Here is a 14,406-nt window from a genome sequence, read left to right on the forward strand (position 1 = left end):
CATCTTCAATGGCCGCCGTAAAGTGGTGCAGAAAAGTTCGATCGCCTCGTTCAGCGATACAATTGCTCGGGCCTCATTTAGCTGACTCCAGACGCTGCGAACGTTGCATTTCGTTACGGCTAGATCCGTGGTCTTGAGCTGTTGTGCTGGCACGGAATTCCCGTCTCGTGGAAGACAAACAAAACGACCTGACTGAGAGGAGTGTGTCATGTGCGATCGGTATGCTGTGTGGCAGCTTGCAATCGCGCGGATAAATGGCGAGGTCTTTTGACAATGCCTGCGCCGCGGATGCATTGGTCCTGCTGGGCATCATGGGCGTGCGCCTGGGCGTGCGCCGCTCTGGCCTTCACCCTGTTACCCCGCCCGGCAAATGCGCAGGCTGCGCCGAGCCAATCGGCGAGCACCACCGTGGTCGGCGGCAATGTGAAGCAGCACGCCGACGCCGTGCTCGCGATCATGACCTACACGACGGTCCCCGACGTTACTACCAGTAACCTGTCGGTCAATAGCGGCGCTACCGGTAATCCCGGTTTCGGTCAGACGCAGTTTGGCGGCGGATTCACGATCAGTAAATCCTTTCCGTTGTACCTTGAAGGGACGCTTGCCTACAGCCGTTACGATCCGATCTTTCTCGCCACGGATGGTACCGAGCAGCGTGCGGTGCCGACAAAATGGAACACATTCAGTGGCACCGTCGGTGTCGGTTGGGATTTCCGGATCACGGACGAGCTGGTGTTCCGCCCGATCCTGAACGGTACGATTGGACGTGTCTCGAGCGATCTGAAGGTGGGGCAGTCGATTTTCAATCACGTCACTGACAGCAACCTGCAGTTCCTCGAAAACGGCTCGCTGGATGCGTACGGCTATGGTGGCTCACTCATGCTCGACTACGAGCACTACCGCGAAAACTACGAAATCGATGCCGAATTGCGTGCCACCGACATCTATCTGCGCAGCTTCGGCGGTTCGTCGGAGGCTGTTCAGGGTTCGGCCATGGCGCAGCAAGTTAGCTTGTGGACACGCTGGCGAGCGCCTACCGGCTGGCACGCCCTGGACCGGCCGATCCGCTATGTGCTGGAAGCCGCCTACTCGCACTATTTTGGCGACAGCGCCGGCGTCCTGGGGTTCAACGACCTAACGTCGTTAGGCGTCGGCCTTGAACTCGATAGCAGCAAGTATCCTGTCGTTATCACGCGCACGCGCGCGATGGTGCGATACGTATTCGGACACAACGTGCATGGCGTGTCGTTCGGCTTTGCGGTGAGTTTCTAGCGCTTCGGGACCGTGAGTCGTACATGAGGGTCTTTCTGCCCTAATTCGACACTACGCCACTCTGGCGTCACGGCAGGCTCGACCGTCAGGAGTCCAGCTTCATCTCTGACACATGATCCGCTACGAGAAGGTGCGCCTCTGTGGCATCGGTGGCATCGAGGACGGTCTTGACGGATACACCGGGCGCTGTTTCGAGAAGCGTCGCTGGGCCGGCGCCAAACGAGATTACCGCGAGTTCGGTTACTACGAGGTCTACTGGACGCAACGTCGTCAGCGGTAGTGTGCATTCCCGTACGATCTTAGGTTTGCCTCTGGCGAAAGCCGATATGACTGACCACATCCTTGCCTACTACTTCCGCGATCCGGCGGTGTCAGCCCATGATGTGAACCCCGCCGTCGACGTATAGCGTTTCACCTGACAACCTTCTTGCATACGGCGTCGCAAGAAACGCGCACGTGAATCCGATATCCATGATGTCTACCAGCTCGCCGAGCGGCGCGCGCTCCGCCGCTTCCGTCAGGAGCAAGTCAAAATCCTTGAGGCCGGATGCAGCGCGCGTCTTCAATGGCCCGGGCGAAATCGCATGCACACGGATGCGTTGCGGCCCGAGTTCATACGCGAGATAGCGTGCGCAGGCTTCGAGCGCCGCCTTGACGGGCCCCATCACGTTGTAGTTAGGAACCACCTTGTTAGCGCCGTAATAGCTCATCGTGAACATCGATCCGCCATTTTTCATCAGCGGCGCAGCCAGTCGCGCCATCCGCACGAACGAGTGGCAGGAGATGTCCATGGCGGCAGCAAAGCCTTCAGCCGAGCAGTTGAGCAGCCCACCCTGCAGATCGGCCTTCGGTGCCCAGGCAATCGAATGCACGAGTATGTCGAGCTGGCCCCATTCGGTGCGGATCCGCTCGAACACTGCGTCCAGCTCGTCCTGCCGCGATGCATTGAGCGGCATGAAGATGGCAGCATCGAGGCTGCTGGCCAGTGGCTCGACATAATGCTTCGCCTTTTCGTCGGCATAGGTGATCGCCAGATCCGCGCCCAGTTCGCGGAACGCTTTCGCGCAGCCGTAAGCGATCGAGTATTCGTTGGCGATGCCCGTCACGAGCGCTCTCGCCCCTTTCAGGATCGGGTGTGGATTGTTCAGGCTCATCTCAACTCTCCTCAGTCCTTTCAGACGATTCACGCAGCGCCCGTCACCTCCCGGGTGTGGCGAGCGATCATGAGTTCTTCATTGGTCGGAATGACCCACACGGCAACCTTGCTCGATGATGTGCTGATCCGGGGACCGCCCGCTTCGTTCGCGTCGCTGTCGATTTCGATGCCGCACCAGCGCGCCTCCTCGCCGACGCGCCGCCGGATTTCCGCCGCATGCTCGCCGATGCCCGCCGTGAAAACCAGCGCATCGAGCCCCTGCAACGCAGCTACGAGCGAACCCAGTTCGCGGCCGATCCGATACGTGTAAAGGTCAACCGCGAATCGGGCGCGCGCATCGGCGCTGCCGAGCAGCGTGCGCATGTCACCCGAGATGCCGGACACGCCTAGCAGCCCTGACCGCTTGTACAGCAGGTCTTCTACGCCGCGCGTATCCATCTTCAGTTCATCGAGCAGATAGAGGATCACGCCAGGATCGAGACTTCCGCAACGCGTGCCCATCGGCAGCCCGTCCACGGCCGTGAATCCCATCGTGCTGGCAATGCTGTTCCCGGCGCTCATCGCGCACATGCTCGCGCCATTGCCAAGATGCGCGACAACCGTGCGACCCCTCGCAGCATCGGGTGAAACCTCCGCCAGGGTTCGCGCGATATATTCATACGACAAGCCGTGGAAACCGTAACGCCGCACACCGCGCTCCGTCACCGACGAGGGCAGCGCGAACGCCTGCGCAAGCTCCGGCTGCGTCGCATGGAACGCGGTGTCAAAGCATGCGACCTGCGGTACGGCCGGATTCTGCCCGGCGATAACGCGAATCGGCTTCAGGTTATGCGGCTGGTGCAGCGGCGCGAGCGGGGCGAGCTTGTCCAGTTCGTCGAGTACGTCCGGGGTCACGAGCACGGGCCGCGAAAATCGCTGTCCACCATGCACGACGCGATGGCCAACGGCTACGAGACGATTACCTTCGCGATGGCTGCGCAGGAATTGCCCGATGTGCGCAACTGCGTCCTCGTGTTCGAGGCGGCCATTGCCCCAGTCGTTGACGCCGATTTCCTTACCGTCCTGGTCGAGTGCGGTAAAGCGAGGTGCGGAAAAGAGCCCTTCAATCTGGCCGCGAAAAACAAGCGTCAGATCTGTGGACCGCGCGTCAAATGCGCTGAATTTGATGCTGGACGAGCCGGCATTGAGTACGAGAATGACGTCAGCCATCGCATCACCCCAGCACCCGGGCTTCTTCCCTACGTCTGGCGGCAACGAGCGACGCCACGGCACACGACGCCAGCCTCGTTATCACGGAATCGGCACGGCTGGTCAGTATGATCGGTACGCGCGCACCAAGTACGATGCCGGCCGCGTCAGCGCCTGCGAGAAACGACAGGCTCTTTGCAAGCATGTTGCCCGCCTCCAGATCGGGCACCATCAGCACATTGGCGCGCCCGGCCACGGGCGAATCGATCTTCTTGATGCGCGCAGCGTCGAGATCGATCGCGTTGTCGAGCGCCAGCGGCCCGTCGACCAGCGCGCCCGTGATCTGATGGCGGTCGACCATCTTGCACAAGGCGGCCGCCTCGATGGTGGACGGCACTCTCGGATTCACCGTTTCCATCGCCGACAGGATGGCCACCCGTACTTCCTGCAAGCGCAGCGCATGACCCAGGTCGATTGCGTTCTGCAGGATGTCGACCTTCTCCGCGAGCGTGGGCGCGATATTGATTGCGGCGTCCGTGATGATGAGCGCGTTTTCGTGCCGGGGAACATCCATCACAAAGCAGTGGCTCACGCGGCGCGCCGTGCGCAGCCCGCCTTCGCGACTGACCACGGCAGCCATCAGTTCATCCGTATGGAGGCTGCCCTTCATCAGCGCTTCGGCCCTGCCCTCGCGCACCAACTCGACGGCCTTCGCCGCGGCGGCGTGACTATGCGGCACGTCCACTATAGGGCAATCGGCAATGTTCAGGTTTTCCAGTGCGGCCACCTCCAGAATGCGTGCGCTCGGCCCCACGAGGATGGGTGTAATCAGCCCCAGTTCCTTGGCCTGTATCGAGCCTTCCAGCGAACTGCGATCGCACGGATGCGCTACAGCCGTGGCAATCGGAGGCTGCGATCGGCAAAAGTCGATCAGCCGCTGATACTTCTCATGCTCGCGATCCATGACATCTCCTTCGCCCGGAGTCCGGGCTGACGGCCGAAATCCTACGAATTCAGTGTACGGATGCGGGCGGCCTGGTCCCGCGTCCCGTCTTGACGGGCAGCGAGGAACGGATGCTGTCAAGCATGCCCAGTTGCGCGGCGGTCGGCTCCATGCCCTGCACGCGCGTGTCGGCGAGCAGTTTGTCCACCAGCGTCAGGAGCTTCAGGCGGTCGTCGGGGTCATCAACCAGAACGGCCAGCGTGGCAAGTGCCTGATCCGGTTCATAGCGCACAATGATTTCCTGCTCCCCACGAATGCGCCGCCATTGGTCACCAGGAAGCTGAGGCAGGTATTGCGCATATTCCTTCGCCAGCTCCTGCCGCAACGCAAGCCGCGCCAGCGGCAACGGCTCGCCGTGGCGCGCGAGCAGGCAGGCCACGCGCGCGACGGCTTCCGTGTAGCCGCCCTCCGTAATCGATGACAACGCATCCTTGACGAACGACAGCTCTCGCGGATCCGCCTTCATCTGGACAGCCTGTTGGCGCGCATCGTTGCGCCCGCCCTGATAGACGGAAGACATGTTGCCGTAGAGCGAGAAGAAACCGCTTTCCGTCGCCGCATCGCGCATCGCGCGATAGAAATCGAGCGACGCACTGATAATTTCTGAACCGTACCGCTCGAACTGCCGCAGCGGGTTGTCCCCTTCTCCGTGGCGATTAGCCCGGACCGCGTCCGCGGCCGGCCCAAGCCATGCGAACCAGGGGTTCAGGTCCGAGAATGCCCATCGCTGCGCGCGCAGCGGATGAAACGTTCGCAGCAGTGTGGCCGTCGTTTCGTTCGACATGGCCTGCACAAATGGTTGAACGAAGAACTCATAGGCGCGCTGATTCAGTTCGGAGATACGCTCGACGGCCTCGAAAGGCGCCTCATCGACGCGCTCGAACCGGTTGAAGTGCTCGGCGACTTCTTCTAGCCGATACTCGCGGAACTCCACTTCGTATTCGAGCTTGCCGTTGGCTCCTTCGCGCTCGGTGATCTCCATGCCGTAAAGTCCGGGCGGAAACGCTTCGATCGACTCGAGCACAGACGCGATCTGCGCGTGCTCCTTCTTCGCCACCTTGCCGGAGACGAAAATGCCAAGGTGGCCGACGCTCTGATGCATGAGCCCGACAATCACCTGACCGCGCGCCTTGATTTCTTCAGTGCTGCCGTAGATGTCGGCGACCCAGTTGAATGCCTGCTGCGGCGGTGTAATGTTGTCGCCGAGCGAAGCAAACAGAATGATCGGAGACTTGATGTCGCGAAGATCGAACGCCGCGCCGCCCGCGCCTCTGACTTCCCCTGACCAAAGCTTGTTGCCGACGAAGAGATTGCGCGTGATCCACTCGATCTCTTCGCGGTTCATCAGGTAGTACCCGCCCCACCAGCGTTCGAAATCGAGGAAGCGCGGCGGTTCAGTATCGATGTTGTCTAGCAGGTGGTAATACTTGTCCCAGAAACTGTTGGCCGGATTGAGGTTCTCAAAGTTCTGCACCAGATGCGCACCGTCGAACTTGCCGTTGCCGAGATCGGCCGTCAGCGACGCCAGCCAGGTGCCTCCCAGCATGCCGCCGGAATAGCGCATGGGATTGTCGCCCTCGCCTTCGCTCCAGGCGCCGCTCCAGTAGGACATGGGTGCGCCGTTGATGACGAGCGGACCAGTGTGTTCCGGGTCGGAAGTGGCCACCATCATCGCGGCCCAGCCGCCCTGGCAATTGCCGACGATCGCCGGCTTCGGGCTGTCCGGGTGCAGCTCGCAGACCTTTCTGACGAACTGTTGTTCGGCCGCGCAAACGTCTAGCAGCGTCTGGCCGGGCACAGGGTCGCGGAAAAAGACGACGAAGTAGACGGGATGCCCCGCCTTCAGCGCAACCCCCGCTTGCGAGTCGTCCTTGAAGCCGCCGATGCCGGGACCGTGACCCGCGCGGGGATCGATGATCACGTACGGGCGCTTGTGCAAGTCGATCTTCGTGCCCTCTGGCGGCCGGATGCCCAACAGGGCGTAGTTGACGGGGCGGGGGAAGGTGCGACCGTCGAGCAGCATTTCGTAGTCGAAATGCAGCACAGGCTGGAGCCCGCGGGACGCCTGATCGACGAAGTTGTTCCCGCGCATGCGCAGCGTGTCCGCAAAAAGGATCGAACGCTGGGCGAGATCGACCGCATAGCGGTAGCAGTTCAACGGGTTCATTGCGGCGGCCCAAACCCGGCTCGAAACGATTGCCTCTCCGTCCGCACCCGGACGCGTCGCCGCATTGCAGGCACGCTGACTCAATTGCTTCTGCGCCAGCTCCGTGCGCTTCTGAAAGAGCCTGGCGACCTTCGTGCCCAGCTCCTGGCTGAATGCATACTGACGGGTTGCATCAATCATGGCATAACCTCCTCATCCGACGGCCAACGGGTCCGCATCGCGAAACGGTCCAGCCTTCAATGACGCCGACATTGAGCAAACGGTCTGGAACGAACATCTACGTTCTCTATCATTGGTGCAATTGCGATATGCGCTGCTCCGGGAAAAATCAGGCAGAGACGTCGCCAGCATGCTGATAACGTCTTCGGGAAGCATGACCGCGTGCACCCGCATTGCAGACATTGCGCAGGCCATTGTGTATCGCATAATCGGCGGCCGCTATTGGACCAAAGTCCCATTGGCAACGTTACGCTCTCTGTCGATGAATGCACCCGCCGCCGGACGGCAACCTATCTGGCAAAAGGTTGCGCTCTTATACGCTATCCCGGGCACTGTGACAGAAGTGTGTCGACATTGTGGCGGCCCTTTCAAACATCGGATAAGTAGAGCGCATCTTTCCGCGACTTTTGAGCAAAAATTCGCCGTTGCCCTGTTCGCTCGATTACCCGACTCGAGGTGCGCGACCGGCCGACGTCGGGGCTTGCGTCGCGGCTGTGGGCGCAACGCGGCATGTCATCGTGCCGCACTCCAGAGACGTTTCTTCACATGGCATGGTTGGACTGGTCACAGCCGGCGACAAAGTTATCTAAATAAGGATAACTACTCGTATGACACACAGGTAGTCTACGCCCGTCAACTTGACGGACGAGGACGCTTTAGCTTGACCGGACCCTCTGCAGAAGAACTGCGAGCTTCAGTCCCGTTATTGGCAGTCCAGCGCACGCGATGGACATCGCTGCCCGATTCCCGATCCTCACAGACGAACGAGGCGAACATGGCATCCACTACCGGAAACACGCATGATATCCGGTGCGCAAAGCGAATTGGTTGGCCGGATTATTTCAGTAAAGGTGATCGTGTGAACTTATGCGAGATGGAAGACGACGCGAAAGACGAACGTCCTGTTGACCCACCGCGTTGCTCTCCTTCATCTAGACGACTCTAATTGAACACACCGCGCTCGCGCCAACACCTCGAAGGAGTGCATTGTGCGTCCGGTCTTTTCCGGCCTGGCAATGTTCGATCACAAAACATCTAACTGTACCGATCGTACGGCAAGTACTAATCTAGTATGTACTCCATCATCTGCGCACAGTGCAACGTCGCCGTGCTCGACCAGCCACCGGATTCATCCGCCTGATCATCCGCCTCTGTGAGATTGAAGCCTACGAACAAATTGCTGCCTGATGGAACGAACGGAGAGTGGCCATGACGAGAAGGATTGCACGACTCTTAAGCACCAGCCTCGTCGTCCTGTTGGCGGGCTGCCCATCGAAGCAACAGGATCAGCAGGCTCAGACACAGCCCGCTTCAGCGCCGGCCGCAGCCCCGGCCTCTGCTCCAGTTGCAGCCTCTGTTGCGGCCGCAGCGTCTGTGCCACTCCCAGCCTCAGCGCCCGAGCCTCAGGCCCAGCAATTTCCACCGGAGGAAATCGAGGCGCTGGTCGCGCCGATCGCGCTCTATCCCGACTCGCTGTTATCGCAAATCCTGATGGCGTCGACCTATCCGCTCGAAATCGTGCATGCTGCCCGCTGGGTGAAAACGCACAGGGATCTGAAGGGTGAAGCTGCTGTGAAAGCGGTGCAGGACCAGCCGTGGGACGTCAGCGTGAAGTCATTGGTGGCATTTCCACAGGTGCTGGAACCAATGAACGATAAGCTCGACTGGACCCAGAGGCTCGGAGATGCGTTCCTTGCGAATGAAAAGGACGTGCTTGACGCTGTGCAGCGATTAAGGGTGCGTGCTCAAAAAGCCGGACACCTGACGTCTAACGCGCAACAGAAGGTGGCTGTCGAAGCGCCGGCCCCGAGTGAAGGCGGCCAGCGCCCACAAGGTGGCCAGGCCGGCCAGACGCCGCAAACCATCGTGCGCATCGAGCCATCCAATCCCCAGGTCGTCTACGTGCCCTCCTACAACCCGACCGTCGTCTACGGCGGCTGGAGCGCTCCAGCTTACCCGCCGACCTACTGGCCGCCGTATCCGGCCTATTACCCCGGCGCAGCTCTCGCGAGCGGGTTCGCGTGGGGGCTCGGCATCGCGGCAGCGGGCGCACTCTTCGGCAATTGCAACTGGAATAACAATGATGTCAACATCAACGTGAACAAGGCCGTCAACATCGACCGCAATTTCGACCGTACCAAGGTAGAGGGCGGCAAGTGGAAGCACGACGCGGGACATCGTCAGGGTGTCGCCTATCGCGACAACGCGACGCGTGACAAGTACGCCAAGGGTATGCAGGGCGCCGACGCGCGACGCGACTATCGAGGTCGCACCGGCGGCGCTACCGAGCGTCCGAGCGTCGCCAACCGGGCGGAAGCCGGAAATCGCACGGGTCGCCAGAACAACGTGACCGCGGCCAACCGCGCAGGCCGAACGAATACCGCGGGTGTCAGCGATCAGTCCAACAAGTCCAATCGAGGTGCTACAGCCAGCAATCGCGCACAGACGTCCGATCGAAGTACGGCGGCGAGCAATCGCGCGCAAACGTCCACTCGTGCCGTTTCGTCAAACGCACAAGCCGTTGACAGAAGTGGCGGCGGTTACTCGGGAGGCGGCCGCGACTCGGCATTCCAGGGCGTCGGCGGAGGCACCGCGCCGCAGCGCGACTACAATCGCGGGCAAGCGAGCGCGCAGTCCTCGAACTATAACCGTGGGAGCGGCGCAGCCCGTGGTGGTGGCGGAGGCGCACGCGGAGACGGCGGCCGGCGCTAGTTCGTCATACGAAGGGAGGTGATCCCAGCTGAATCAACATTTGATATGGCCATTCTGGGCCCACTGCATGAGCGGCGTTCACGCGCGTGATGGTTGGAGAATCAGTTTCCACCTGCGAAGTGGGAGCCGAAGCGCTGCCTGGCTCGAGAATGCTCGACGAATGGTTAAGACAGATCCACTCGTGCTCGCCCGCGTTCGACATGTCGGTTTCGAGCATTCAGTTGACCCCGCACTGAAGACAGCGATATCTGCACACTTCGAGCGGGCGGCGACCCAGTGGACGCAGCCTCGTCGAACAGTGTGATTTCTGCGGCTGTGCCCCATGGTCGGTTCCGCCGGTATCAGTGCGAGACCCGTGCCAGCACGAGCACGTAGAGAGCAGACGCCGCGAGCTGCACAAGTGTCACAGGCAGTCCGTAGCGCAGAAACGTTACGAACGTCACGGGCCTGCCTTCGCGTGCGCAGATGCCCGCCGATACGATGTTCGCGGCGGCACCGATGAGCGTGGCGTTGCCTCCGAGCGTCGCACCGAACATCATCCCGACGAACACCGGAATGGTGACTGGCGGCCACTGGGTGAACTGGTCGGACAACGCAATGTCGGGTACGAACTCCGCCGCCACCAGGTATCCCTTGACCATCACAATGGACGCCGCCGCAACCGGTACGTTGGCGAGCAAAGACGACACGAAGATACAGGTCGCCGACCAGGTCGAACAGACCCGTGGTCGACAGGATGCGCGCGACCACCATGCCGCCGAACAACAGACTGTCGGGCCCGTGGCGGTTCTGGCTGCGCTCAGCATGTCCTGTTCGTCGAGTATCCGCAGCGCGATCAGAACGCTCACGCCGACAAGCGCGGCGACGGCCATATCGATCACGTTGAACGCGATCACCAGTATGACCGTCGCGAACACGCCGAGGACAATATAGACCTGCAGTTCGCTCATGACGAGCCTCGCTGGGTTCAGCGCATTGGCGGCGCATACATCAGCCCGCCATGCGTCCACAATTCGTTGGTCCCGCGTTCGAGCCGCAGCGGACTGCGCGCACCGAGGTTTCGGTCAAACATCTCTCCATAGTGACCGGCGCTTCGCAAAGCCCGAAGCGTCCACCGCCCCGGACAACCGGGCCAAGTGGCTCTTTCGAGATCCGCTCCGGAAGGATGACGACCGATGACGCACCGCTTGGCGCATGCAGGCGTATGGCAGTCAGGTAGGACGCGTCGGCCGTGTATGCGCTGCAACGCCCGGCGAAGAATGCCTGTTCCAGTTCAATCGCGGATTTCAGCACGAGCGGCTTGATGTCGAGCCCGTTGGCCGCCGAGAAGGCAAGCAAATGTTCTTCGGTGGACGTGTCCTTCTGTACGCACACCGCGGCACCCTTGAGCGAGGCAACCGACTGTGCTCCGCCCCGCACCGGCACCATGAATGCCTGGCTGTCGTAAAACAGAACACCTGCAAACTGGACCTTGAGAGCCCCTTCACGAAGCAGGGTCCACGTTGTGTTGCGCGCGAGCAGATCGACCTCACCCGTCAAAAGCGCCGGAAAACGCGCTGACGCCGTGAGCGGAATAAATGCGACCCGTGCGGGGTCGCCGAGGGCGGCGGCCGCCACGGCGCGGCAGAAGTCGACATCGATACCCGACCAGTGTCCCGCGGCATCCCGTACGGAAAAGCCGACAATCCCCTCGCTGACGCCGCAGCGCAGCGCACCGCGCGCCTTCGCAATCATCAGGATTTGCCCGTCCGCCGCTTCGACTCGTGACGGCAGGCAGATTACAGCGAGCAGCAGCAGCCATATCGCCCTCACGATTCGGCCTCTCGTTGCCATGACGTCATCCCCTCCATCTGTGTGGCGTGATCCTATGCGCGATGCCCTATTCACCCTCATCGTCGAACGAACGCCTGATGTGATGTTCAGGATGTCCTGATTTCGTTCGAAAGAGGCTTGCCCGTTTCGAACTCAGTGACGCTTCGCAGGGTCGTTTGGCAAATCGTCGTCACGGCTTCACGCGTCAAGAACGCCTGATGACCAGTAACGATGACATTCGGGAACGAGATCAGGCGTTGAAGCACATCGTCGGTAATGATGGTGCTGGAAAGGTCGCGAAAAAAAAGTTCTGCTTCCTGCTCGTACACGTCGAGCGCCGCCCCTCCCAGTTGCCCGCTTTTGAGTGCCTCGATTAGCGCTTCGGTGTCGACCAGCCCGCCACGACTGGTATTGACCAGCAATGCCCCGCGCTTTGCCCTGGCCAGACTGTCGGCATTGATGATGTGAAAGGTTTCCGGGGTCAGCGGACAGTGCAGCGAAATGATGTCTGCGCTGGAACCGATTTCCAGGGGACGCGCGTAGCTGGCACCTAACGCCTCGAATTCGGGAGAGGGGAATTTGTCGTAGCCGATGACGTTGCATCCAAAACCGAGCATGATCCTGGCGAAGACACGGCCGATCTTGCCTGTACCGACCACGGCCACTGTCTTGCCGCAAAAATCAAAACCCATGAGCCCGTCCAGCGCAAAATTGGAATCCCGCGTTCGGTTATAGGCCCGGTGGATCCGCCGATTGATCGCCAGCAGCAATGCAACCGCATGCTCTGCAACCGAGTTGGGCGAGTAATCCACGACTCGAACCACCCTCATCCCAAGACGGTCGGCGGCTTTAAGATCCACGTTATTGAAGCCGGTGCAGCGCAGCGCGACGAGGTGTGTTCCCCCGCGCTTGAGTGCGTCGAGGACCTCTGCATCCGCAATGTCGTTGACGAAGATACAGACGGCGTCATTGCCCGTGGCAAGGTCGACGGTTTCCAGTTCCAATGGGTCGTCGAAGTATTTGAGCTGATGGCCCTCGGCAACGTTCGCAGCATTGAGAAATTCGCGATCGTAGGGCTTGGCGCTGAATACGGCAATTTTCATCGCGTGTCTCCCGGATTCATGGAGGTCCGGCTTTTCGCCAAAAACCTGGTCGGCTATCCGCCGACCAATGCAACGGCGATCTGCGCGAACAGGATTTTCACAATAGTCATCGAAGGAAAAATCATTGCGTAACCGACGTCCGGCCTGTCTGTGGGAGCAACGCGATTGGCGAAGGCCAGGATGGCCGGATTCCCCGTCGCGCCGCTGATGATTCCCACCGTCGCGTCAAACGGCAGCTTGAAAACCCACAGACAGAAGAACGCTGTAATCAGCACCAATGCGAGAAGAATCGCAACTCCATAGAGGAGAAACGAAATTCCGGTCGCGCCGACTGTCGCAAAGAACTTCGGCCCGGAAGCGATCCCCACCTGTGCGAGAAAGATCGTAAGGCCGAAATTGCGCAGGACCAGATTGGCCGAGAGAGGCATGGTCCAGACGAATGGTGGAGAGCGGCGAATCTTGCCGAGGTAGAGCGCAACCAGGAGCAGCGCAGCCAGCCCCAGGGTCAGCTTGCCGACCCCCGGAACAGGGATCGGGATCAAGCCGATTAGTAGTCCCACGGCTGCGCCGGCGCCGATGGAGATGAAGCTTAACTCCGCGGTGCCCTTGATAGAGTCACCGAAGAAACTACGGATCGCCTTCATGTGAGCTCGATTGGCGAGCAGGCCGACCCGGTCGCCGAACTCGAGGATCAGGTCAGAACTGGGCAAGATGTCGGCATCACCTCTACGTACATGAGCAATCGAGCAGATCACGCCTTCAGGGAAGTCGATGTCCCGAAGCGAGCGCCCCACCACGGCCCGGCTCGACGCAAACACGCGCGCATAGTCGAGATCCTCCCGGTGACTGGTCATCCTTCCCGGCTGCAGTTCTCCGACAAGAGCTGCTGCGTCCTTGAGCACCGCCGGGTCCATGGCAGTGGCGAGCAGGACATCATCCGTGTGCAGGACGAGGTCGTCCCCTGCCAGGAGATTGTGGTGTTCGCGACGCACGGCCGCGATTGCCACACCGGCCGGCAGTCGCGCCGTCAACTCGGAAAACCTGAGACCGATGAATGCGCTGTTTTTCAGCGCAATTTCAGCGGTTTCCATGAGCTTTTCTGGCGGCTGCTCGACCTTCGCTTTTAGCAGTGCGCTAAGCATGTAAATGAGCAGGATGGGACCTGCAACGCCGAACGGGTAGGCTACGCTGTAGCCGACGGCTGCGCCGTCGCTTTTCGTAGCCGCGATAATCGCCTGCAAGGTCGCTGTGCTGGTACCCGAGCCCGCGAACATCCCGAGTGACTCATCGAGTTTGACGCCAAACATCGGAACGAGAGCCAAAGACACGAATCCCGCGCCAACGACTCCCAGAGCGGCTGCCGCGTTGGCGCGGAGTCCATCGGCGCTGGTGAGGCCCTTAAAGAACTGGGCCCCGTACTGGATGCCGATGCCATAAAGAAATAGCAGTAAACCAAGGGTTCCGACAAGGGCAGGTGGCGAAGATTTGGGTGCAAATCCTCCGATCACCAGTCCCACGAAGAGGACCGCGCCCGATCCGAGCGAAACCCCCTTTATGCTGAACTCGCCCACGACATAACCCAATCCAATAGTCAGGAACAGAGTGAACAACGGCTGAGATTCGAGCAGAGCCCTGAGTGTATCCATAACGGCCTCGTTGTTAGACGACCGGCACGATAGCGCGACGATGCGAAGAAGAACTTACTCCTACGTGCTCAGGATTCAATCGGGCTGCCGTGTCTGCATGGCATGTGCACGCGGTGTGCTGCTCGACA

General features: G+C 60.6%; 11 protein-coding genes. 3 read left to right on the forward strand and 8 right to left on the reverse strand.

The features are described 5' to 3' along the window. Nucleotides 1–273: 273 nt before the first annotated feature. Nucleotides 274–1,272: a hypothetical protein gene (locus SB772_RS17830; protein WP_410834592.1), complete on the forward strand. Its 999-nt coding sequence runs from the start codon at nt 274–276 to the stop codon at nt 1,270–1,272. Nucleotides 1,273–1,384: 112 nt separating this feature from the next. Then, a complete protein-coding gene (locus tag SB772_RS17835) occupies nt 1,385–1,552 on the forward strand; it encodes a hypothetical protein (RefSeq protein WP_410834541.1) in 168 nt (55 codons plus the stop codon). A 91-nt stretch (nt 1,553–1,643) separates the two neighbouring features. On the opposite strand, the gene fabI is transcribed toward SB772_RS17835, so the two are convergent. From fabI to SB772_RS17855, 4 genes are read right to left on the reverse strand one after another with little or no spacing between them, the layout of a single operon-like run. Then, nucleotides 1,644–2,426 carry an enoyl-ACP reductase FabI gene (gene fabI, locus SB772_RS17840; protein WP_410834542.1) on the reverse strand — a complete coding sequence of 261 codons (783 nt, stop codon included), beginning with the start codon at nt 2,424–2,426 and terminating at the stop codon, nt 1,644–1,646. Between the two features lie 29 nt (nt 2,427–2,455). Next, nucleotides 2,456–3,637 (reverse strand): acetate/propionate family kinase, encoded by a 1,182-nt coding sequence (locus SB772_RS17845; RefSeq protein ID WP_410834543.1) that lies wholly within the window; start codon nt 3,635–3,637, stop codon nt 2,456–2,458. A gap of 4 nt (nt 3,638–3,641) precedes the next feature. Continuing rightward, entirely contained in the window at nt 3,642–4,580 is a 939-nt protein-coding gene (locus SB772_RS17850; RefSeq protein ID WP_410834544.1) for a phosphate acetyltransferase, read from the reverse strand. Between the two features lie 49 nt (nt 4,581–4,629). Further along, nucleotides 4,630–6,966, reverse strand: coding sequence for a DUF3141 domain-containing protein (locus tag SB772_RS17855; protein WP_410834545.1), 2,337 nt, complete (start codon nt 6,964–6,966; stop codon nt 4,630–4,632). Nucleotides 6,967–8,214: 1,248 nt separating this feature from the next. Between SB772_RS17855 and SB772_RS17860 the strand changes: the two genes are divergently transcribed. Continuing rightward, nucleotides 8,215–9,717, forward strand: a complete 1,503-nt coding sequence (locus tag SB772_RS17860) for a DUF3300 domain-containing protein (protein WP_410834546.1) — start codon at nt 8,215–8,217, stop codon at nt 9,715–9,717. A 341-nt stretch (nt 9,718–10,058) separates the two neighbouring features. Here SB772_RS17860 and SB772_RS17865 read toward each other — a convergent pair whose 3' ends face one another. The 4 genes from SB772_RS17865 to SB772_RS17880 form a co-directional block, all read right to left on the reverse strand. Then, entirely contained in the window at nt 10,059–10,667 is a 609-nt protein-coding gene (locus SB772_RS17865) for a hypothetical protein (protein ID WP_410834547.1), read from the reverse strand. A 40-nt stretch (nt 10,668–10,707) separates the two neighbouring features. Beyond that, the gene (locus SB772_RS17870) at nt 10,708–11,550 is read right to left on the reverse strand and encodes a transporter substrate-binding domain-containing protein (protein ID WP_410834548.1); all 843 of its coding nucleotides are present in this window, start codon (nt 11,548–11,550) and stop codon (nt 10,708–10,710) included. Between the two features lie 86 nt (nt 11,551–11,636). Then, nucleotides 11,637–12,632, reverse strand: a complete 996-nt coding sequence (locus tag SB772_RS17875; RefSeq protein WP_410834549.1) for a 2-hydroxyacid dehydrogenase — start codon at nt 12,630–12,632, stop codon at nt 11,637–11,639. A gap of 53 nt (nt 12,633–12,685) precedes the next feature. Further along, on the reverse strand, nt 12,686–14,278 hold the full coding sequence (locus tag SB772_RS17880) for an aspartate:alanine exchanger family transporter (RefSeq protein WP_410834550.1): 1,593 nt from the start codon (nt 14,276–14,278) through the stop codon (nt 12,686–12,688). Nucleotides 14,279–14,406 lie beyond the last annotated feature (128 nt).

Source organism: Paraburkholderia sp. SIMBA_030 (assembly GCF_046535245.1).
In the GTDB taxonomy this organism is placed as follows: Bacteria; Pseudomonadota; Gammaproteobacteria; order Burkholderiales; family Burkholderiaceae; genus Paraburkholderia.